This is a genomic window from Moraxella sp. CTOTU47618, assembly GCF_032017425.1.
In the GTDB taxonomy this organism is placed as follows: Bacteria; Pseudomonadota; Gammaproteobacteria; order Pseudomonadales; family Moraxellaceae; genus Faucicola; species Faucicola tetraodonis.
This window is the reverse complement of record NZ_DALZPW010000001.1, coordinates 377371-400514: the sequence shown is the minus strand read 5'-3', so window position 1 is coordinate 400514 and position 23144 is coordinate 377371. Positions and strand designations below refer to the sequence as shown.

Sequence of the window (23144 nt, the reverse complement as noted above, 5' to 3'; positions counted from 1 at the left end):
TCTTCTAATGTAATAGGATTGTTGGAACAAAGTAACTTTAAATTTTATAAGGCTTTAAACTTACTGGCTGTTGCGAAATTGTAGAATTCAGCGAAAAAAAACCAGCTTATTGATTGATAAGCTGGTTTGATAAAGCGAAGTTATAAATAGCAAGGCTACAAATTAGTCATCTAGCTGTTGTGCATCGGCTTCTAGTAAACCATCTTGCTGGAGCGCTTCAGACAACTCGATGTCTTGCAAATCTGCACTGTCTCGTAAATCAGTACCATCTTGCGCGATATTGTCAGCCAATGCTGTATCTAAGCTATCTTCGTCCAGCTCGTCTTCACTACCGCCTTCAACCAAAGCGATGGAAACCAATGATTCATCTTGTGAAATACGAATCAGGGTGACCCCTTGTGCATTCCGACCTGTCTGCGCGATTTGTCCGACAGGTGTACGCACCAACGTGCCTGCATCAGAAATCAGCACAATATCATCAGCATCGGTTACCGCTAACGCCTGCACCAGCTCGCCATTACGCGCCGTGGTTTTGATGGCAATAATGCCTTTACCGCCACGACCTTTGACAGGGAAATCAGAGACAGGGGTACGTTTGCCAAAGCCACGCTCACAAGCACATAAAATCTCGCCTTGCTGTGGGGCAACAACCAACGATACTACACGACTAACCGCAACGACACTGTCATTGTCTTGGTCATCTTGGCTATCGTCTTCAAGCTCGGTGTCGTCGTCTTCAATACCTTGATTGGCCAGTAACGTCACCCGCATACCGCGTACCCCTTTTGCGGTACGACCCATCGCACGGATTTTACTTTCATTAAAGCGAATGGCTTTACCTTCATTAGAAAATAACATAATGTCTTGCTCGCCATCGGTAATGGCAACGCCAATCAAGTTATCGCCGTCATTGAGTTCAACAGCGCGAAGTCCGTTGGCGCGAAGGTTTTTAAATTGTGACAATTGGACGCGTTTTACCATACCCGATGCGGTTGCAAAGAACACATAGCTATTGTCATTCTGCTTGTCGTCTTCGGTCACGGGTAAGATGGCGGTGACTTTTTCATCGGCATCGAGCGCAATTAGATTGACCATCGGACGGCCACGTGAACCACGGCTGGCAATAGGCACTTCAAACACTTGTAACCCAAACACACGGCCCCGATCGGTAAAAATCATCACGTTGTTGTGCGTGGACGTGACCACCATATGGTCAATGACGTCATCTGCCTTCATGGCAGTGGCTGACTTGCCTTTACCACCGCGTTTTTGGGCGATGTAGTCGCTGATAGGCTGGGTTTTGGCATAACCCGTGCGTGAAACAGTCAACACAACGGTTTGTTCAGGAATCAAATCCGCACGGCTAAAGTCACTGCGACTATCGACAATTTGGGTTTTGCGTGCATCGCCAAAGTCATCACGGATTTGGATTAGTTCGTCTTTGATTACTTGCATTAATTGATCAAAGTTATCCAAAATGCTTTGTAATTGGGCAATGAGTGCCAAGATTTCTTTGAATTCTTGCTGTAGCTTGTCTTGCTCTAGCCCTGTTAAACGGTGCAGCTGCATATCCAAAATAGCATTGACTTGGTCAGGCGATAGACGATAATGTTGGTTGTCATTAATCAGTCCATATGGGGCGTTTAGGTCTTCGCCTTCAATCACATCAGGGCGAATCGAATGACTGCCTGCTGCCTCTAACATGGCAATCACGCCACCTGACTGCCAAGTATTGGTCAGTAAGTTGTCGCGGGCTTCTTGGCGGTTTGCCGATGCCTTGATAGTGTCAATAATACGGTCAATGTTGGCAAGGGCAATCGTTAGTCCTTCGAGCAAATGACCACGCGCCTGCGCTTTTTTGAGTTCAAAAATAGTACGGCGAGTGACGACTTCTTGGCGGTGTCGCACAAAGGCGGCAATTAAATCACGCAACGTCATGATTTTAGGTTGACCTTCATCTAAGGCAACCATGTTAATGCTAAAACTTGATTCTAACGGCGTTTGGATAAATAGATTGTTAACGATGACTTCCGCGTTTTCACCGCGTCTTAAGTCAATGGCGATACGCATCCCATCTTTATCCGACTCATCACGAATCTCGCTAATGCCTTCAAGCTTTTTATCGCGTACCAATTCTGCGATTTTTTCAATCAGTTTTGCTTTATTGGTTTGATACGGAATCTCGGTAAATACAATACGTTCACGTTCTTTATTGGCGCCCGTTTCACTCATCGGTTCGATGTGATATTTGCCGCGCAAATGCAGGCGACCTTTACCGGTACGATAAGCATCGACAATGCCTGAGCGGCCATAAATAATACCGCCTGTTGGGAAATCAGGACCGGTGATATGCTGCATGAGCATTTCACCCGAGATGTGCGGGTCATCGGCATAGGCCAAACAGGCATTAATCACTTCCGTCAGATTATGTGGCGCCATATTGGTCGCCATACCCACCGCAATCCCTGTGGCACCATTGACGAGCAAATTTGGAATACGGGCTGGCATGACGCTTGGCATTTGCTCCGAGCCATCATAGTTTGGCTCCCAATCCACGGTGTCTTTATCTAAATCACCCAGCATCTGGTGGGTAAGCTTTTGCATGCGCACTTCGGTATAACGCATCGCTGCGGCAGGGTCATCATCCACTGAGCCAAAATTACCTTGACCATCGATGAGCATATAGCGCATTGAGAACGGCTGCGCCAAGCGCACAATTGCGTCATACACTGCAGTATCGCCATGCGGGTGGTATTTACCGATAACATCACCGACCACACGCGCCGATTTTTTGTAAGGTTTGTTAAAGTCGTTTGATAATTCATGCATCGCGTATAATACACGGCGATGAACAGGTTTCAGCCCATCACGCACATCAGGTAAAGCACGGGAGACAATTACGCTCATGGCATAGTCGAGATAAGATTGTTTTAATTCATCGACGATGCCAATGGGGCTAACGGAATCGGTGGACATGCACGCTCCTTTTATCAAGCTACTTAAATATATGAGTCATCTTATTTATTTTACTTTTCAAGGCGATGCCTAAGTTAACAACAATGCGTTTAAAAAACATGCGCAATTTTGACCAAAAGTTGCAAAAAACCCCAATCAAAACCTTTGGAAAAGTAACACAGATGCCGTTATATTTTTAGGATAGTAAAAAGGAATAATTATAGCATAAAACGCATGATTTAGCAGTTAACTCACCGCCAAATGTCGACGGTAATATCAAAATATCATGCTTTCGCGGGTGTTATTTTACCTCCATGGTAAACTGCCCAAAATTAACCAGCTATTTTTACAAGCTATAAAATAATCGGATTAAATCTGAGGCTCGATATCAAACTGTCTAATGACAAAGCCTGTTGATAAACAGGCTTTGTTAAATGGGTATCAGTTAAGTGCGTGTTGGTTTATTGGGCATAGGTTCAGTAGCTATCGCATATTTAGAACTGGCTAAACTTAGAACTGACTAAACAATGTCTGTGCCACACCCATACAATACGGCGTGACTAAACCATGATATTGCATAGCGACGGCTTGTGATGGATTGCCCCCGTTGGCAGCCGCAATCGCCGCAATATTTTGCACTTTACTAGCAAATCCTGCCTGCATTTTTTCTGATTGAGACTGGATGCTATTATTGTTGACGCTATCAAAACCTAATGTTTGATAAATCGGTTTTTGACGCGTGGCACGATTGGTGACATCAATATCAATAATTCCCAACTTGGTCGCGCTAGTTTTATTAGTGTCAGTGTCCCATAGCGTTTTCATCAAGCTAGTATTGACGTCAAAGAACACCATCGGATCTTGGTTACCACCACACATAATAACAGGCATTGTTGGTAAATAGCCGCGCAAGTCATTGGCTTTTAACGCTTTACGTAGGGGATGTTCAGGCAGTGTAGCAGGCACTGGGCTATAGTTGGTATAACCTTGTAAATAAGGCACTGCCCAATCAACATTTTTTTGGGCATCTGCCAAGTACCCTAATCGGTAGTCATTTTTGACTAAATAATGCGTCGTGTCAAAACCAAAGCTAAATGCTGGGTCAGACGGTGATAACGCATCCAGCGTTGAATTTCCCGTTGGGGCTTTTTGAAACATCGCTGAGGCAGGCAATTTACCACTTAAAATGAGCTGCATATCAGTCATGCTGGCGCTAGGCAGTAGCGAGGGGATTTCATCGGCATTGTCTGGCGCGAACATGTCACTGGGTTTAGCATAAATATTGCTATACTGCTCTTGATAGTTGCGAGCCATCAGCGGGGCAAAAAACGTCGCACCGAGCATAACTTTGCCACCAAATACCACATCACCAAAGGCTTCCATGGCATAGGGTCCAGAAATTGGCAGTGCTGCTGTCACAGGTTCTTTAAGCGTTTCAAGATAGCGTGTGGTTGCCATGGTGACATAGCCACCTTGAGAATAACCTGTGATAAACAATTTGCCATTGTCAGCGACATTGGTTGCACTGCCGGTACGGCGTATTACTTCCCTGCCTGCTTTTAACGCATCTGCCATCTCGTGTGACTGCTGCTGGGCATTGAGGTACGGATGATAAGCTAGGCTTGATTTGTCATAACCTGCATAATTGGGTGAGACAACCACATAGCCTTGCCCTGCAAACAAAGCCGCTAACAATGTCGCAGCTGGTCCTGCTTCATTGTTGGCATTACCGACTTCTGCAAAATTATAGGCTTTGGTCGTTGCCGTACCGTGGGCATTGAGTACAATGGGTCGATTGCCACTACAGCTTGCATCTGTACCTGTTGGAATAAACACAGCACCCGTCGCATCGGTCTTATTACCTTTGACATCAACAGTATCATATTGCATGTATTCAACACGCACACCACACTTGGGCGTGGCTGCAACTTTGCTAAAATCGGGATCTGTGGTATTAAATAACTGGGTTAAGGCGCTGGGGGTGAGGTTTTTGGTCGTTAATGGATCTTTGATTAAATTACCTGTGGGCAGTGAAGCAACGCCTGTTTTGGTAGGTGGCGTTGTCGCGGAATCATTGTCGCTACCACAAGCGGCTAAAGTTGAAGCCAGCCACACCGAGATAAAAATTTTGGTTAGGTTAAAAGCAGGGTGGATTAAATCAGCCTGACGGTGCATCTCATACTCCTTATGAGGAAATTAATGGTTCATATCCTTGAACAACGCATCATATTACCCAAAAAAAACGGGCATGAAAGCGATACACTCATCATGCCAGTTTTTATACTATTTGAACATCCGTTTCTAAAAAAATTTGCTACTGAAACAAAAAAACCTAAAGTAGCGCTAAACAGGTTTGCGTTTAAGCTTGCTCCAAACCGCAGTTACTGGGCCCGATAAGGCGTAAATCACGCTAATCGCCAGCAGTCCTGCAGGAATATTATACAGCACGATACCGAGCGCAAACACAATCAAAATCAATGCCACAAACGGGACACGCTTTTTATCAAACTCTTTAAAGCTATAGTATTTTAAATTACTCACCATCAAAAAGCCCGCAATCACTACCCAAATGGCTGCCAAAATTTGAAAAGCGGGACTGGTCGCCGGCAATTCAACTTGCCAATCCATATGCACCATCACAAACGTAGTGACTAAAATAGCGGCTAACGGACTTGCTACCCCGACAAAGTATTTTTTATCAACGACACCAATTTGTACATTAAAACGCGCCAGTCTCAGCGCGGCACAGGCAGCATACACAAAGGCGCAAGCGATACCAATACGCCCCAACGGCTCTAACGCATAATGATAAATCAATAACGCAGGCGCAAGTCCAAACGCGATGCAGTCGGCTAGCGAGTCTAGCTGCTCGCCAAAGGGACTTTGTGCATTGAACAGCCTTGCCGCCCGACCATCTAACCCATCTAGCAATGCCGAGATAAAAATCGCCACACAGGCACGCATATAATGCCCTTCCCCCAACGCGCTTTGGGTAATCGAATAAAATGCCGCAAGCAGCGACAATAGCGTAAATGAATTGGGAATTAAATAAACGCCTTTTTGCGCTATCGTTTTGTCAGCGACACGCGCATTTTCAATGACTTCAAAGGTGAGCCCATCATAGTCATCGGTTTTTGCCAATTCACGGTTACGCTGATGCTCAAGCTGAATTGGATTGATATCATTAGTGTGCTGTTGCGGCTGTTGGGATGGGTCGATGGGCGTCTTGATAAGGGTTGGTTGGTTATTATTATCGTTATTCATTGATTATCCTTGCAGGTTGTCTCTTGCAGGTCGTCTGTAATAAATCGTCTGTTGCTAGGTGCATCGAGCTCGGTAACAAATTGCAAAATTTGGCGGGTTTTGTGACTACTTAACCCGCCAAGTGTGACATTATTCGCCAACCAACCATTGTACTTTGGTACGCTGTTCTACGCTCATTTGTGGGCTTTCAGGATGCTGCAAAATTGGCTGTAGATATTGCAAAATTTCTTCGGCTTTAGCATCAAATTGCCAAGGTGGGTTAATCACCAACATACCCGTCCCATTTAAGCCCATCGGCAAATCGGGTGGGAAAATATTCAGCTCAAGCACCAACTGACGGCGGATTTCGGTGCGTTTCATTTTTTTATAAAACAGCTCAACCGCATCGTTGTTTTTGATGGGATACCAAAGTGCCAACACTCCGGTTGACCATTTTTTATGCGCTTTTACCAATAAATCTACCAATGCGCTAAAATCACGGTGTTCCTGTTCAAAGGGGGGATCGATTAAAATCAACCCGCGTTTTTCTTGCGGTGGTAGTACCGCCAAAATCCCTTCATAGGCATTGCGATGTTGCACGCCAATGGGCAATTGGTGCAGTTGGTAGTTGAGCGCATCAAACTCGCTTGCTTTCCATTCAAACGCTTCGGCGCGATTGTTAATCTTTGGGTGAGCGTCTTGTTGTTTTTCGATGTGATGAGCAATAAACCAAGGCGAACCTGGATACACATGCTTATCGTAGAATTTTTTGGCGTAGCCAATATCTTGCAGATAAGTTTGCACCGCCTGTGGCGCTTGGCTGTTATCTTGCGCTAGCAGTTTGGTAATGCCATGGATGGCTTCGCCCGTTTTTTTGGCTTCATCACTGGCCAGTGAATACAAACCGCGACCACCATACGCATCCAAAATATAATAAGGTTTTGGCTTGGCGCTCATCATCTCAAGTAATTGCAATAATAAAACGTGTTTTACCACATCAGCAAAGTTGCCCGCGTGGTAGCTGTGTTGATAATTCATAATAAATTTTTCGTAAACAAATTAGCAGGTATGGTAGCATAGCTATCAAAAATTGGCGAAGTTTTTGCTAGAAGTTTTTGCTAAAAATTGCCCAGTTAAATGTTTAAACAATGCTGAAGGAAACACAGCGCATATGCCAGAGTTGAATTTTATCCTGCCCAACTGGTTTGAAAAAATAAATGATGCACAGCTTGACGGACTGGTTAATGACGGATTTATCGTTATAGATGACTGTTTTGACGTCAATTTTTTTCAGGCGTTACAAAAAGAGAGCGGCTTGATTGATTACCAAGCCGCCAATTTGACGCAGGGTGAGCGAATCACTAGCATTCGCGGGGATAGCACCCGCTGGATTGATGAGCGCTGTCCGATGGGTATGCAGTATCTACAAGCGATTAATGAGCTCGCGCAATTTTTTAATCAAACCTTATACACTGGCATTCGCCGTAGTGAAGCCCATTATGCCCGCTACCCTGCAGGGTTTGGTTATCAGTGGCATTCAGACAACCCGCAAGGGCGTGATGAACGTGTGTTATCGGCGGTTTTTTATCTCAATGAGGGTTGGGGCGCGCACGATGGCGGTGAAATTTTCGTCATTGACCAACATGACACACAGCAACAATTACAGCCGCAAGGTAACAGATTGGTGATTTTTAACAGTAACTTAGTCCATCAAGTCGCAATCACCCATCGTGAACGCTTCTCCATTGCCACTTGGATGAGAAAAGATGGGCTAATTAGCCAGTAATAAACTTGCCGCAATCCCCCACATCACAACTCCGATGAGGATATCAAGAATTTTCCAAGACAGTGGTTTGGCAAATAGCGGCTGCAGCACACGCGCACCATAACCCAAACTAAAAAAGAAGATAAACGAAGATAAAATTGCACCCAACGCAAACGCCAGTTTATCGGTAACCTGTGATGCAATCGTCCCAAGCAAAATCACCGTATCTAAATACACATGGGGATTAAGCCAAGTAAATGCCAAGCACATGGCAATCACTTGTTTTAAATTACCAACGTCTTCACCCTGCGCCACGAGCGATTGGTCTGATTGATAAGCCGCAATAAAACTTCTAGCACCATACACAATTAAAAACAACGCCCCTGCGTATTTGGCGATGGTGATAATCAGCGGGAATTGCGAAATCAGCTTGCCAAAACCAAACACGCCACCCGTAATCAATACCGCATCAGATAATGCGCAAATCAAACACACGATAAACACAAATTGTTGTTTTAGCCCTTGTTTCAGCACAAATGCATTCTGCGCCCCAATCGCCAAAATTAGGGAAAAGCAGACGCTCATGCCCATTAAAAAAGTAGAGATATTCATCAGTACCACACGTCCCCAGTAACATTCGCAAAAAACACAAAAAAAGCACAGTGAGAAAAAAAGCGTATTGTAGCCAAAATCCTGAGCGATTGCGAACAATGCGACCCGCTAAGGCGCTAATTTATGCTAATATGCAGCGCAAATAAGCGAGATTTTTGAGAGATTTTGAGGAAACGACAATGACTGATTATGCCAGTAACGCCACTGATTTAGACCACCTTCAAGCGCAAACCTTAGCACTAAGTTTACAGCTGATGCGCGAGCCATCAGTGACGCCGACTGACCTTGACTGTCAAAACATACTGGCTGAGCGGCTTAACCACCTCGGCTTTGATTGTGAGTTTTTATACTTTGGTGAAAAAGGCGCAACAGGACGCGAAGCAGAAGTCAAAAATTTATGGGCAATCCGTCAAGGTCGTGGGCAGGCGCAGGCGCCCGTATTATGCTTTGCAGGACATACTGATGTCGTGCCCACGGGCGATGTCAGCCAATGGACCTATCCGCCATTTGAACCCACTATCAAAGATGGCATACTGTATGGGCGTGGTGCTGCAGACATGAAAACAGCGATTGCAGCATTTACTATCGCTGTTGAAAATTTTGTCGCCAAGCACCCCAATCATCACGGCTCAATTGCTTTCTTAATTACCGCTGATGAAGAAGGTCCTTCGGTTAACGGTACAGTCAAAGTGGTGGAAACATTGCAATCGCGCAACCAACCGATAACCTATTGCTTGATTGGCGAACCCTCTAGTACTCACACCTTGGGCGATATCATCAAAAATGGTCGCCGTGGCTCGCTCGGCGCCGTTTTGACAGTGACAGGCAAACAAGGCCATGTTGCCTACCCGCATTTGGCAGTGAACCCTATTCATTATGCTTTGCCAGCACTATCCGAGCTTTGTAGCCAAACTTGGGACAATGGCAATGCGTATTTTCCTGCCACCACCCTGCAAATTTCAAACCTTAATGCAGGGACTGGGGCTAACAACGTGATTCCTGCAACTTTAAGCGCCGAGTTTAATTTTCGTTTTTCAACTGAGACCAACGATGAGAAACTTAAAGCGACCACCCATGCGATTTTTGACAAGCATTTTCAAGACGGTGCAGCCAGTTATCACATCAACTGGAAACTATCGGGCAACCCATTTTTGACGCCGCAAGGCAACCTCGTCGGCGCCTGTCAATCCGCGATTAAAGCTATGACGGGGACAGAGACAGAGCTTTCAACCACAGGCGGCACCTCAGATGGTCGTTTTATTGCAACGCTGAATGTTGACAATAGGTCGCCTGAAGTGGTTGAGCTTGGCGTGCGTAATGCCACCATCCACCAAATTGATGAATGTGTAGAAGTGGAAGATTTGGGTAAACTTGCCGCAATTTATGAGCAAATATTACAAAACTTGCTGTTAGACTAAATACTATTAACCTAAATATTGCATGCTAACAACCCAGTGATGCGGCTAATTTTGGTGTGGCTAACAATCTTCGTTGGGGTGGCAACTGATTATTTACCCAAGATAAATGACATCAAAGACCGTTACTTTTTGGCTGACGCATTAAGCAAACGCGGTTCATTTTTCATGGGTAAATTAATTTAGCTGCTGCTCATTTAACAATCTAGCATGCTAGCATGAAGAAGAATCTAGCATTCAGCTTAATCTAGTTCGTCTAGCCAAGCCATTTGAATCGCTTCTAATTGTTTTTCGGTCGATTTGGTTGGGTCATCGCTAAATTCTTCCAGCTGCGTCACATACCGATGCAAATCGGTAAAACGAATATATTGTACGTCTTCATCAGGGTATTTTTCAGAAAGTTGAATGGCTATTTCTAACGTGTCGTTCCATTTGAGGGACATATTTTTCTCCAGTTATTTGATGGGGGTGAGTTTTTTGATTTCGTTAAGATTGTCTTGCCAAGTTTTGATGACAGGGTGATTTTGTTCATCTTGCTGTACAATGACGTTGGTCGGTTGCACTTGCTGGTCTAACATCAATACAATTTTGGTCAGTGCCACCACATACAAGTCATTTTTGACCCAAAACTCGTGGCGAAAATACAGGTATTTTTTATCCCAAGCCAATAGTTGACTGCGAAGCGCCAATTTATCAAACAAAAAGCTTTCTTTGATGTAAGTTAATTGTTGCGATGCAATCACCCAACCTAGCTTGTCCGTTGGGCGTTGTTGTATCAGCCACTGCTGGATGTTAAGCTCAATAAAGCTTAAGTAGCGATAATTAGGCACATGGTGACGAAACCCCATATCATGTGGCAAAATCCGGTAGTGGCGGATAATCGCATCGCTATAGCTTGGTTTAGACGACTTTGCTTTATCGGATTTTAGCATCAAGCATAAGATAAGGTAACGAAGTAATAAATTCATGAATTTTCCTTGTGATATCCGCCTGATTATAGCAAATAAAAAACCCTGACTAAACTGATTAGTCAGGGTTGATTAAAGTCAAAAAAACTTAGTGACCCGTACCATTGATATGGCGAATCATGTCTTCCACCACTTTTTTGGCATCACCAAAAATCATCATGGTTTTGTCCATGTAGAACAAGCTATTATCAAGACCTGCGTAGCCGGCACTCATTGAGCGTTTGATGACCATCACGGTTTGCGCTTTATTTGCTTCAAGAATTGGCATACCAAAGATCGGTGAGTTTGGATCGTCTTTTGCCGCTGGGTTGACCACGTCATTGGCACCGATAATCAGCACAACGTCAGTACCTGCAAAGTCGGAGTTGATTTCATCCATTTCTAAGATGTCTTCATACGGTACATCCGCTTCAGCCAATAGTACGTTCATATGACCTGGCATACGACCTGCCACAGGGTGAATCGCAAAACGCACATCCACGCCTTCTTCTTTAAGCATTTCATAAAGCTCTTTTACCGCATTTTGGGCACGGCCTTGCGCCATACCATAACCTGGCACAATAACAACACTGCTAGAGTTTTCCATCATAAAGGCGGCATCTTCAGGTGAGCCTGTACGGTAAGTTTTGGGTCCCGTATCTTCTTCTGTCGCAGCGACTGAGCTGCTTGACATACCGCCAAACAATACGTTGAGCAGTGAACGGTTCATGGCTTTACACATAATGTAGGACAAAATCGCCCCAGATGAACCGACCAATGACCCTGCGATAATCAGCATTGAGTTGCCTAGGGTAAAACCGATACCGGCTGCCGCCCACCCAGAGAATGAGTTGAGTAGCGATACCACCACAGGCATATCACCGCCACCAATCGGCGCAATCCACATCCAGCCAAAAATAATAGCAAGGATGGTCATGGCATAAAACGCTGGCATGGATTGGGTAGTAAAATACATAATACCAAACGCTAACATCGCGATGAACAATAGCGCTTGGACAGGTTTTACCCAAGTGCCTTTAAGCGTCTTTGCCCAGCTTTTTGCCGCCAATTTACCAAAAGCAAACAGGGATGCTGAGAAGGTAATCGCACCAATAAAACAGCCCACAAACAACTCAAACCGCGCGATGGTGCTATGCTCGACGCCGGTATGCAATACGCTCGCTAGTGCAATGGCAACTGCCGATAGACCCACTAAAGAGTGCATCAAAGCCACGGTTTCTGGCATTTGGGTCATGGCAACAGTGCGTGCTTTCCAAGTGCCGACCACAGCGCCTAGCACCATCGCGCCAACAATTAATACAAATACCGGACTGGGTGCCAAGAAAAAGGTGGTGATAATGGCAATCGCCATACCTATCATACCGAATCGGTTGCCACGGATGGCGGTTTTTGGGCTTGATAAACCCCGTAGGGTTAAAATAAATAGCACCGCACCAATCAAATAAAACCAATCAGCATGTTGGGCGACCCAATTCAAATTCTCATTCATCAAGCTTTTCCTTCTTTGTTTGGCTCAGCTTTGGCTTTTTTATCTTTTGATTTAAACATCGCTAACATACGTTCCGTCACCGAAAAACCACCAAAAATGTTGATGCTAGCTAAAAATACCGCGAACGCCCCCAATAAGCTGGTTGGGGTAAACATATTGCCACCGATGCTGACGGTCTGCAGCATGGCACCGACGATAACGATACTGGATAAGGCATTGGTCACCGCCATGAGTGGGGTATGCAGTGCAGGTGTTACCCCCCAAACCACGTAATAACCCACAAAAATAGCCAAAACAAAGATACTAAAGATTGCCACAAATGGGGTGGCAGATGTCGCAGACGCTAATAGGGTCAATAACATAAAACCTCCTAACCTCGATAGGTAAAATTAAATGAAAATTAGGTTAGCGACTGGCTAACAATACTTGACCTTGGCTAGTAACCAGCAAGGCTTTTTGGATTTCATCTTCTGGATTGAGCGCAAACACTTTATTGTCATCCATCAAGGTTGCAAAAAAGTTATACAAATTGTTGGCATACAATGCCGATGACTGCGCCGCCAAGGTCGATGGAATATTGGGCACACCCATGATAGTGACACCGTTTGGGGTGATGATATTTTGTCCGACCACTGAGCCTTCTACGTTGCCGCCTGTTTCTACGGCCATATCGAGTAAAATTGAGCCAGATTTCATTTTATCGATGGTAGCTTGGTGTATCAAACGCGGGGCATTGCGACCAGGAATTTGAGCCGTGGTAATCACAATATCTGCTTGACTGACCGCTTTATCGACAACCGCGGCTTGGTCTTTGATATATTGCTCAGACGGTGTCCAGGCATAGCCGCCTGTGTCTTTGGCTTTGGCTTTTTCCTCATCGCTCATGGGGACATCGAGCCATTTACCACCGACTGACTCCACTTGATCACGCACGGTAGGACGTAAATCACTGGCTTCTACAACAGCACCCAAACGACGAGCGGTGGCAATCGCTTGCAAACCCGCGACGCCTACGCCTAGGATGACAATACGCGCAGGTTTCACCGTACCTGCCGATGTCATAAACATGGGGAAAGGACGACCAAACTGGTTGGCAGCCAAAATCACCGCTTTATAACCTGCCAAGTTGGCTTGGGATGACAGCACGTCCATGTTCTGCGCCCGCGACAAAGTTCGTGGCAATAGCTCCATGGCATATACTTTGGCGTTGCGATTGGCATAATCCTGCAAATTGGCATTGCGATACGGATTCATCATGCCGATAACAATTGCTTCTTGTTTTAGCTGGTTGATTTGTTCAATCGGCAAGCTATTGACCGTGAGCACCACATCACTTGTTGAGATCGCATCCTCAACAATTTGCGCCCCTGCTTGTTCCAACGCATCATTGGTAATAAACGAACCTTTACCTGCATCGCGTTCGACCACAATACTGTGACCCAACTTGATGAACTTTTTAATGGTATCGGGGGTAATCGCAATCCGATTTTCATATAATGCAGTCTCTTTTGGTACACCAATTTGCATACACTCTCCTCAAGCGCTTCGGTTAGCTTCTCAATCCACAACTGACCATTAACTAAGACAGTTATAAATTAAAAAAATGATAATTAAATTACCATAAATATAATTAATTATGCAAAACAATTCTAGGCGGAATAACAAGTAAATTTGACTAGTGCGTATAAAAAAAAGTTATCAATAAAACTTTTTACAAAATTTTCTTTTAATAAGATAGCTTTTTGGGGGTTAGTTTATTCGTATATTGCGTTTTTTAACATTGCCATGGTCGATTTCAAATTCATCAAAATCTTGGGCAAGCCAAAAATTACCTTGATAACTGGTAGCCACTTCTGCCCGAATATCTGACATATTCAAAGTTTTACTGCTAGGTTTATCAAAAGGTTGAAAACGCGCGCTAAAATGGGTCAAAATCAGGTTTTTTAACTGTGATAGCTGCGCAAATTCGGCAACTTGCTTGGCGGTTGAATGCATGGGGTCAAAATAGTTAGGGGCTACTTTTCGTTTATCAGCGATTGCTTGGGTATAAGTCGCCTCGTGTACTAGCACATCGGTATTTGATATAGCATCGGCTAATAGCTCAGGTGAGTCATTGTCGCCTGCGACTATCAGCACGGTTTTATGCAGCGTGGTGGTGACAAAATCCGCAGATTTTAGCAAGGTGTTATCATCTAGATTGACGTCAATACCGTATTTAAGTTTGCCCCATAGCCGTTTATCTAGCACGTTAAGCTTGGTGAGTTTTTGGGTTAATAAGGTTTTTTTGGACAGGCGCTGGGTGAATTTAAAGGCATGGCTAGGGATACGGTGTGATAGCGCAATCACGTCAACTTGTAGCTGATGGTCGTCTGTCAAATCCAGCGTGACAGGTTGGTAACTATCCCCCTGCACTCTATTGTCAATGGCGATAAAATTAATGTCAAAATTTATCATCAGCGCTGTCGTGGCTTGCACGGCGGCAAGATAATCAGCAATGGCTTGTGGGGCGATGAGGGTTAATGGGTGCTTGCGTCCACTCATCGCCATACTTGCCAGTAACCCTGGCAAGCCATAACAGTGGTCGCCATGCACATGGGTGATACAAATTAACGCTAGCTGCATCACGGACAACGGGGTTTTGAGTAGTTGATGCTGTGTGGCTTCCCCACAGTCCACCAATATCCAAGGGACATTTTTTGCTTTGCTATAAGGATTGATGAGTGATACAGCAAGCGCGGTGACGTTGCGGTGTTTGGTGGGTATCCCTGCAGATGTGCCCAAAAAAGTGAGTGTTAACATGATTACCTCATTGTCAAACGTATTACTTATCTTTATATTGAATTTTTCATAAATTTAACTATAAAATGCGCTAACAAATTTCACAACAACTTTTGATTGGGCTATGACATTGACTTCAACGCATCTTTTTAACCCTTAGTCTTTAACCATTAGCCTTTAACCATTAGCCTTTAGCTTTTGTCTTTTATCCACTACCCTTATATGGTGTCTGGCGAATTGGGCGAATCTGCTTTAATCATTAGCCTTGTACTTGGCGATAGGTTGATTTGGGGCGTGCTTTATTACGGATCCAACGGCTGGCTGCCCGTTTACGTTTTAAAGATTTGGTAACACATAATAGCAATAATAATTTGGCAAGCGGGTTATTATTGAGGATGACTTCATATAGTTTTGGTATACTCAATGCCGCTTATATCATCTCTTGTATCACTTACGGAACAAAATAAGGAATGCTATGTTTAAGTTTCTTACCCCATTATGCTTCTCATTAAGTTTATTTGGTTGCCAAGCTGTTAGCTCAGATCAGCAAAACCCCCAACCTATGCCTCAGCCAATTAAGAAACCTGAGATGATGTGCACCATGCAATATGATCCTGTCTGCGTCAAGACCATCAATAATGGCATCGTCCGCTATCAAACCTATGGCAACGCTTGTATGGCAAATAATGGCGTCAATGCTATGGACAAGACTATGAGCGTCACCAAAGGTGCTTGTGAGTCAGAGACTAGCAAGTGAATGAGTTAGTAAGTGACTGAGCTAGCAAATAGCTGGGCTATCATAAGTTAGCCCGCTATAACGTCTGCACTAGCTTGTTTTGCCATAGCTGACTGACGATAAAACAAGCGAAGAGCTATAATCCCTCTAATTACTTTGTGTTAAAGGTTTTGCATCTGTATGGCATTAGCGCTGATTATTGATGATGAAGTAGATTTGTGTCGCTTGATGCAGATGACACTCAAAAAAATGGGCATTGAATCCAAAGTCGCCTATGACTATGCCACCGGCATCAGCCATCTTCAAGCGTATAATTTTGATTTTTGCTTAACCGATCTTAAACTTCCTGATGGGACAGGACTAGATATCGTCAAGCTTATCAATAAAAATTATGCCAAAACCCCCGTGGCAGTGATTACCGCCCACGGTAGCATGGATTTGGCGATTGAAGCGTTAAAATTGGGCGCCTTTGATTTTGTCAACAAGCCACTTGAGCTATCACGGCTACGCCAACTGGTCGAAAATGCCTTAAAGGTGGCGCAAAATGCCAATCCACTCAATTGTAAAGAAGTCTATGATCCTTTTAGCAATCGCCTAATCGGACAATCTAACGCCATTGCCCAGCTCAAAACCACCATCCAAAAATTGGCGCGTAGCCAAGCGCCCGTATTTTTGTGGGGAGAATCGGGCACTGGTAAAGAAGTCGTTGCCAAGCTCATTCATGATTTAAGCCCGCGCTGCTCTGCCAATTTTGTGCCTGTTAACTGCGGCGCCATCCCATCAGAGTTGATGGAAAGCGAGTTTTTTGGGCACAAAAAAGGCAGCTTTACGGGGGCTACCACAGATAAAGAAGGGTTATTCCAACAAGCAAATGGCGGCACGCTATTTTTGGATGAAGTAGCGGATTTGCCGATTTCCATGCAAGTCAAATTATTACGCGCCATTCAAGAAAAGAAAATCCGCCCCATTGGGAGCACCCAAGAGATTGCCGTGGATGTGCGCCTTTTATCCGCTACCCATAAAAATTTGGCTAAGCTTGTCGAAACGGGTGAATTTAGACAAGATTTATATTATCGCATCAACGTCATTGAAGTAAAATTACCAAGTCTCAATGAACGGCGTGATGATATTTTACTGTTAGCCAATCATTTTATCGCTTTGATTGCAGACGATTGGGGACTAGCGCAGCCACCGACATTATCGAATGAAGCCGCGGTTCAATTGACAAACCATCACTTTGCAGGCAACGTACGTGAATTAAGAAATATCTTAGAGCGGGCGATTACCCTAGCTGATGATAATGTGATTGAAGCCCATCATTTGAATTTGCCATTATCAGCCGCCAACGTATCGCCTGACACTCCTAGAATCCATGAAATCCAAAAAACTCATGAAATCACAGAAAACTCCAATCACACCGTGTTATCAATACCGAGTCAACCGAGCACGCCAAAAGTTGTGCCATTAGCTGAAGCTAAATCCGCTTCCAACAGCCCCATCAATACTTCCTATAGCAGCAACTTGTTTGCAAGTGGTTACAAAGTCAAACCCAATATTCAATTTGCGCCCACACCGACCCAATCCAACCATGAAGCGTTAACCCATGAATCGTTAACTTTAGATGCGCCGATAGGGGGTATCAATGCGCCTAATTTAGCCCAGCCCCCTGCTGAGGAAGATCAACTGCCTACCGAAGGGCTGGAAGAATATTTGATGAATCAAGAACGAAAAGTCATTATCGCGGCGCTCAACTGCAGTGGTTGGAATCGCACCCAAGCTGCTAAACTGTTAAATACAACGTTTCGCTCACTGCGCTACCGTATGAAAAAATTGGGCATTGATAGTGACAGTGATATTAATAGTGATAGTGACAGCGATGAGGATTAAAAACTTCGGATAAAGGACAAATCGATATTTTTTGATAAATCTACTATCCCTACTTGGTCATAACAAGCTAGTGGAAAACGCCGGCTGATGCCTAACCACTGGTTTGCTGATTTAGCAAATAGCACAAATCGATTGCCTTTTTCATCGAGGCTTTGGTCGATATTGTCAATTTGATGCAGGCATTTTACCGCAATGATATCGATGTCTAACGTAACAGCGGGTTTTTGGTATTCAAGTCTGTCTTGTTGCTGTTCAAACTTCTTGGTGAGTTGTAACCACTGCCAATAATCCATTGGCTGCGCAAATGCTAAATAAGCCACTTGGTTAAAATAAACCGGTGTATTGGATGTTTGCTTGTTTAAATCGTCGTTTAAATTGTTATCACTACAAGTATCTTCACTACTATGAATCGCGCTGAGGGTCAAAGTACCAAAGTTTTGCAGCCAGTCTTTGGCTTTTGCTAAATAATAAGGTTGTTTGACATTACTGGCTAACGACAAAACGCAGGCTTCGATGACTATGACATCGCGCGGTGGTACACTCATACTCAAATGCTCAAATAAACATAATTTTTGCTTAGGCTAATTAATTTTGCTGAAAACGGGTAATTTTAACCCCGACACTATCGGCTTGTTTGATGGCGGTGGGTTTGTGAATCGTCACTGTGACTTTTTCTGGGGCAAATTCTGCCAAAATCATCTCAGCGACCAATTGCGCTAACCGCTCTAACAGCGCGACTTTGTTGGCAATGCTCACTTCAGCCACACGCTCACTGACACTTTTATAGTTGATGGCATCTTGAATATTATCAGTCTGCGATGCTTGGTATTGACAGCCCACCATTTCAATATCAAAAATCAATGGTTGGGTTATTTGCTGCTCCCACTCATACACGCCAATCACGGCATCGACTTTGAGTCCCTTCACAAATACCGTGTCCGTTGAATTACCGGTCAGTTTGATTGGCTGATTGTTGGACTTTTCGTTTGCAATTGCGTGTAAGGCATCCGCCGCTGAATATAGTGATTCATGCATGGTTTTTTGGGTGGTTTCTGGTGTGGTCATTTTTACTCTCGTTAGGTATTTCGTTGTTTGATTAAATCATAGCTAAAAAATACCAACCCTGTCCAAATAAAGGCAAAGGTAATCAATTTATAAATGTTAAAAGGCTCATGATACAAGAATATCGCCAATAAAAAAATCATGGACGGGGTCAAATAATTTAAAAAGCTTAATAAACTAAAGTTGACCATTTTGGTAGCTTTATTAAACATCAATAGCGGTATCAAGGTCACAGGCCCTGCAATCATCAATAAAAAAATTGATGGCGATAGCCAAAAATCTAACTGACTACTAGCAACATCATGCATAGCAAACCAGCCAATAAAGATCGGCACCAATAATGCCGTTTCGATAAACATCGCAGACAGCGCATCAACCGGCGTATGGCGATGCATCAAACCATACACAGAAAAGCTACTCGCCAACAATAACGATACCCACGGCAATTTACCCAGCACGACCAACTGAATCGCCACGCCTATCGCTGCCAAAATCACTGCCATCCATTGCAAAGGACGCAGTTTCTCTTTGATGACCACTAGCGATAGTAAAATACCCATCAACGGACCAATATAATAGCCCAAACTGGCTTCCAAAATCTGATCATGATTGACCGCCCACACGTACACCAGCCAATTGACTGAGATAATCGCCCCTGAAACGGCAGTATAAAGTAGCCATTTTGGGTTGGCTTGAATCACTTTCACCCAGTGCCAGTTTTTGGTCACTGTCATGATCAGTAAAATCGTGACAAACGTCCAAATAATTCGATGCCCAATGATTTCAATCGCATCATAATCTTTGAGTAGCTTAAAATACAGGGGGAAAAACCCCCAAATCAAAAAAGCAGCCAGTGCGGTCAATACCCCTTTGGGGGTGGTCACTATGGTTGGTTTTTCATGGTCAGTCATATCAACAACACGGGTCGGAATGTCACTATTGATGATATCAATTGTTTGATTTTCGGGGATTTGATTTTTCATTAACACAACGATAAATTTTATTTTTTGTAAAAAAGTAAAAACTAAGAAAGTCATAGTCTATCTTAGTTTTTATGTCATCCATGTAAAGACTTGCGACAGTGATACAAGTTTAGCTCACCTATGGTTTAGTCAGTCACCACTTTAACTTGCAACCCTGCACTATTGACCAGTTCAGCAAAGTTAGGGAAGCTGGTATTGACCGTCTCAGTACCATGAATGGTAATCGTATCGCTAGCGCGCAAACTTGCCACAGTAAAACTCATGGCAATGCGATGGTCATGGTGACATTCAATCTCACCACCGCCAAACACCTGTGCCACATCACCGCGACCTTCAATTTCAATGCCATCATCGAGTACAGTACAGGCAATTCCTAAGGTTTTTAGCCCATCTGCCATGACTTGAATACGGTCAGATTCTTTAACGCGTAACTCAGCTGCGCCATGTAGCACGGTTTTACCCGTGGCACAACTTGCTGCCACAAACAGCACAGGAAATTCATCAATGGCGAGTGGCACCAAGTGCTCAGGAATCTCAATACCTTGCAATTTTGAAGATTTCACCACGATATCGGCAACTGGCTCACCGCCAACGGTGGTTTCATTGGTCAATGTCAAATCAGCGCACATCAGCTTTAGGATATCAATCACGCCGGTGCGCGTGGGATTGATGCCCACTTTGTTGATGGTCACATTGCCTTGTTGGGCGATGGCGCCTGCCACCATAAAAAATGCCGCAGATGAAATATCAGCAGGCACTGCGATATCACATGCCGTTAATTCGCCGCCCCCTGTCACACTAATTTGATTGCCATTGTGCACTTTTGACACTGTCACAGGATAACCAAATGCCGTCAGCATGCGCTCGGTGTGATCGCGCGTTACTTCTGGCTCAATCACCGCAGTGGTGCCTTGTGCCCATAGCCCTGCTAGCAGCAAACACGATTTCACCTGCGCTGATGCCATCGGCATTTCATAGCGGATACCTGTTAAAGTTTGATTACCGGTGATGCTAATCGGCGGCGTACCTTTTTCGCCCGTGGTTTGGATTTTGGCACCCATCTCCCGCAGAGGCTTGGCGACCCGTTCCATGGGACGCTTGGATAAACTCGGGTCACCCGTCATCACTGAATCAAATTTTTGTGCTGATAAAATACCTGATAACAAGCGCATACTGGTGCCTGAATTACCCATATATAGCGGATCATGCGAGGGTTTTAACCCATGTAATCCAACCCCATGAATCACTACCCTGCCTTGGTTTGGACCTTCAATCACTACGCCCATATCGCGAAAGGCCTGCAAAGTAGCGAGTGCGTCTTCACCTTCCAAAAACCCTGTCACCGTGGTAGTCCCTTTGGCTAACGAACCAAACATAATCGAACGGTGAGAAATAGACTTGTCACCTGCGACGGTGTGACTGCCTTCAAATTGTTGCGCTGGGGCGATAACGTAAGTTTGCTTCATGGCTTGTTTTTCCAAATAAGGCGTTTTATTTAACATATGTCCAAAATGTTGTCGAGCGGCTTGGGCTTGGGTCAATATACCCAGCATCTGCTCAGAATCATTGGTTTCAATAATTGCTTTCAACTGGCTTAATTGCTCACTAAACTCATCAATGGCATCGAGGAGCGCGGTTTTATTGGCATAAAAAATATCATGCCACATGGTTGGGTCGCTGGCGGCGATACGGGTAAAATCCCGAAAACCACCCGCCGCGAAACGAAAAATATCCATATTGTCGTTGTGCTTGGCTAGTTGAGCAACTAGATTGTAGGCTAGCAAGTGGGGTAAATGACTGGTACGCGCGAGCACCTTATCATGATAATCCGCTGGCATGGTTACCACTTCTGCACCAGTCTGTGCCCATAGCTCAATCACTTTTTTAACCGCTTGTTTGCTAGTGGTATCTAACGGCGTTAAGATAATTTTATGGTTATCAAATAGTTTGGCATTACGCGCATCAATCCCTGATTTTTCTGCGCCGGCAATCGGATGGGCTGGCACAAAACCTTTGGGCATATCCTCACCAAACACCGCGCTGGCGTCTGCAATAATATTGCCTTTGGTACTGCCCACATCCATGATAATGGTTTTATCGGTAATGATGGGTTTGATTTGCTCAAAAATCTTTTTGACCGCCTGTACCGGCGTGGCTATCACCACCAAGTCTGACCCCTGCACCGCAAGTGCAGCATCATCAAATCCTGCATCAAGCAGTCCGTAGTTGATACCTTTGTCAATGGTTGCTTGTGAACGGCTGACCGCCACAATTGATTTGGCCAATTTTTTATCACGCATGGCTTGTGCCAAACTTGCGCCGATGAGCCCTAGCCCAATAAAACATACTTTTTCAAACATTTAACTTACCGATTTTTTATAATTTGCTAAAAAGACTGCGAGCGCAATCAAAATCCCACCCAAAATAGTGCTGATGGTGATTGTTTCACCCAATAAAACCACACCCAACAATACCGCAATGAAGGGAATAAAATAAATATACAGCGAGGTTTTTACCACCCCCAAATGCTTATTGGCATTGGTCCACAACACAAAACACAAGGCAGAAGCGATACCACCCAAAAACAGCAAATTTGCCAGATTGATGGGCGTAAACGCGTGAAGGTTGATAAAGGCTTCACCTGTCACAAGCATATACAGCGACGCGGTGATTATGCCATACAAAAACACTTTACGCATGCGTACCATCGGGCTTAGTTCATCTTTAATGGCACTGTTAGCAAAGCCAAAAAATGACCATGCCAACCCACTTAATATTGCCAAAATATTACCCAGCATGCCATTGGTCAAATTCATCGGCTGATTCGCCAGTACCAACGCCACGCCAACCAATGCCATCACACACGCGGTCAACAGCAACTTGCTAAAGGTATGGGTTTTAATGATAAAACTGGCAATCAGCACCGTAAACAAGGGGGATGCTGTGACTAGCAGCGCCGCGTTACTGCTATAGGTATATAGCAATGCGGTATTTTCTAGCAAAAAATACAAGGTGATACCGCACAGCCCCGACAAAAAATACAACACTTCGTTTTTTACACTGCTAAAGGTTTGCAGTCTAGGTGACATCGCAAACAATAACCCATAGGCAAATACCGACCGATACAGCAAAATCTGAATGGGTGACATATCCGCCAGCAGCACCTTGGTGCTTGCTAATGTTGTTCCCCAAACGATGACCACAAATAACGCTAAAAAATGCCAAAATACTTCACGATTTTTTTCTAACAT

Annotated in this window: 20 protein-coding genes; 4 read left to right on the top strand and 16 right to left on the bottom strand. The window is 44.4% G+C overall.

Annotated features, from left to right (window positions below; translation table 11 throughout):
- Window positions 1–162: 162 nt before the first annotated feature.
- The 4 genes from gyrA to RTS09_RS01775 all read right to left on the bottom strand — a co-directional run bounded on the left by gyrA (window position 163) and on the right by RTS09_RS01775 (window position 7236).
- Window positions 163–2976 (bottom strand): DNA gyrase subunit A, encoded by a 2814-nt coding sequence (gene gyrA / locus RTS09_RS01790; protein WP_312533703.1) that lies wholly within the window; start codon window positions 2974–2976, stop codon window positions 163–165.
- Window positions 2977–3465: 489 nt separating this feature from the next.
- Window positions 3466–5130, bottom strand: coding sequence for an alpha/beta hydrolase family protein (locus tag RTS09_RS01785; protein ID WP_312533701.1), 1665 nt, complete (start codon window positions 5128–5130; stop codon window positions 3466–3468).
- A 168-nt stretch (window positions 5131–5298) separates the two neighbouring features.
- Complete coding sequence (pssA, locus tag RTS09_RS01780; protein WP_312533699.1) at window positions 5299–6219, bottom strand: CDP-diacylglycerol--serine O-phosphatidyltransferase; 921 nt, start codon at window positions 6217–6219, stop codon at window positions 5299–5301.
- A gap of 129 nt (window positions 6220–6348) precedes the next feature.
- Window positions 6349–7236, bottom strand: a complete 888-nt coding sequence (locus tag RTS09_RS01775; RefSeq protein ID WP_312533696.1) for a 23S rRNA (adenine(2030)-N(6))-methyltransferase RlmJ — start codon at window positions 7234–7236, stop codon at window positions 6349–6351.
- A 133-nt stretch (window positions 7237–7369) separates the two neighbouring features.
- On the opposite strand from RTS09_RS01775, the gene RTS09_RS01770 reads away from it, so the two are divergent.
- The gene (locus tag RTS09_RS01770; RefSeq protein WP_312533693.1) at window positions 7370–7984 is read left to right on the top strand and encodes a 2OG-Fe(II) oxygenase; all 615 of its coding nucleotides are present in this window, start codon (window positions 7370–7372) and stop codon (window positions 7982–7984) included.
- Here RTS09_RS01770 and RTS09_RS01765 read toward each other — a convergent pair.
- On the bottom strand, window positions 7970–8584 hold the full coding sequence (locus RTS09_RS01765) for a LysE/ArgO family amino acid transporter (RefSeq protein WP_409418361.1): 615 nt from the start codon (window positions 8582–8584) through the stop codon (window positions 7970–7972). The genes RTS09_RS01770 and RTS09_RS01765 overlap by 15 nt on opposite strands.
- Window positions 8585–8754: 170 nt before the next feature.
- Between RTS09_RS01765 and dapE the strand changes: the two genes are divergently transcribed.
- A complete protein-coding gene (dapE, locus tag RTS09_RS01760) occupies window positions 8755–9993 on the top strand; it encodes a succinyl-diaminopimelate desuccinylase (RefSeq protein WP_282841065.1) in 1239 nt (412 codons plus the stop codon).
- Between the two features lie 239 nt (window positions 9994–10232).
- Here the strand turns inward: dapE and iscX are convergent, their stop codons facing one another.
- The 6 genes from iscX to RTS09_RS01730 form a co-directional block, all read right to left on the bottom strand.
- The gene (gene iscX / locus RTS09_RS01755) at window positions 10233–10433 is read right to left on the bottom strand and encodes a Fe-S cluster assembly protein IscX (RefSeq protein ID WP_036604374.1); all 201 of its coding nucleotides are present in this window, start codon (window positions 10431–10433) and stop codon (window positions 10233–10235) included.
- A 12-nt stretch (window positions 10434–10445) separates the two neighbouring features.
- Entirely contained in the window at window positions 10446–10958 is a 513-nt protein-coding gene (locus tag RTS09_RS01750; RefSeq protein ID WP_312533680.1) for an acyl-CoA thioesterase, read from the bottom strand.
- An 88-nt stretch (window positions 10959–11046) separates the two neighbouring features.
- On the bottom strand, window positions 11047–12435 hold the full coding sequence (locus RTS09_RS01745) for an NAD(P)(+) transhydrogenase (Re/Si-specific) subunit beta (protein ID WP_312533928.1): 1389 nt from the start codon (window positions 12433–12435) through the stop codon (window positions 11047–11049).
- A gap of 11 nt (window positions 12436–12446) precedes the next feature.
- Entirely contained in the window at window positions 12447–12809 is a 363-nt protein-coding gene (locus RTS09_RS01740; RefSeq protein WP_312533678.1) for a proton-translocating transhydrogenase family protein, read from the bottom strand.
- 43 nt (window positions 12810–12852) lie between these two features.
- Complete coding sequence (locus tag RTS09_RS01735) at window positions 12853–13974, bottom strand: Re/Si-specific NAD(P)(+) transhydrogenase subunit alpha (protein ID WP_312533675.1); 1122 nt, start codon at window positions 13972–13974, stop codon at window positions 12853–12855.
- Between the two features lie 222 nt (window positions 13975–14196).
- Window positions 14197–15246: a ribonuclease Z gene (locus RTS09_RS01730; protein WP_312533672.1), complete on the bottom strand. Its 1050-nt coding sequence runs from the start codon at window positions 15244–15246 to the stop codon at window positions 14197–14199.
- A 454-nt stretch (window positions 15247–15700) separates the two neighbouring features.
- Between RTS09_RS01730 and RTS09_RS01725 the strand changes: the two genes are divergently transcribed.
- Together RTS09_RS01725 and RTS09_RS01720 are read left to right on the top strand one after the other, a co-directional pair.
- Window positions 15701–15982, top strand: a complete 282-nt coding sequence (locus RTS09_RS01725; protein ID WP_312533670.1) for a subtilase-type protease inhibitor — start codon at window positions 15701–15703, stop codon at window positions 15980–15982.
- A gap of 159 nt (window positions 15983–16141) precedes the next feature.
- On the top strand, window positions 16142–17848 hold the full coding sequence (locus tag RTS09_RS01720; RefSeq protein WP_312533668.1) for a sigma 54-interacting transcriptional regulator: 1707 nt from the start codon (window positions 16142–16144) through the stop codon (window positions 17846–17848).
- Here the strand turns inward: RTS09_RS01720 and RTS09_RS01715 are convergent.
- The 5 genes from RTS09_RS01715 to RTS09_RS01695 form a co-directional block, all read right to left on the bottom strand.
- On the bottom strand, window positions 17845–18393 hold the full coding sequence (locus tag RTS09_RS01715) for a 2-amino-4-hydroxy-6-hydroxymethyldihydropteridine diphosphokinase (protein WP_312533666.1): 549 nt from the start codon (window positions 18391–18393) through the stop codon (window positions 17845–17847). The genes RTS09_RS01720 and RTS09_RS01715 overlap by 4 nt on opposite strands.
- 40 nt (window positions 18394–18433) lie before the next feature.
- Window positions 18434–18913 carry a dihydroneopterin aldolase gene (gene folB, locus RTS09_RS01710; protein ID WP_312533663.1) on the bottom strand — a complete coding sequence of 160 codons (480 nt, stop codon included), beginning with the start codon at window positions 18911–18913 and terminating at the stop codon, window positions 18434–18436.
- 11 nt (window positions 18914–18924) lie between these two features.
- The gene (gene rarD, locus RTS09_RS01705) at window positions 18925–19821 is read right to left on the bottom strand and encodes an EamA family transporter RarD (protein WP_312533926.1); all 897 of its coding nucleotides are present in this window, start codon (window positions 19819–19821) and stop codon (window positions 18925–18927) included.
- A gap of 197 nt (window positions 19822–20018) precedes the next feature.
- A complete protein-coding gene (locus RTS09_RS01700) occupies window positions 20019–22253 on the bottom strand; it encodes a bifunctional prephenate dehydrogenase/3-phosphoshikimate 1-carboxyvinyltransferase (RefSeq protein WP_312533660.1) in 2235 nt (744 codons plus the stop codon).
- Window positions 22254–23144: a DMT family transporter gene (locus tag RTS09_RS01695; protein ID WP_312533658.1), complete on the bottom strand. Its 891-nt coding sequence runs from the start codon at window positions 23142–23144 to the stop codon at window positions 22254–22256.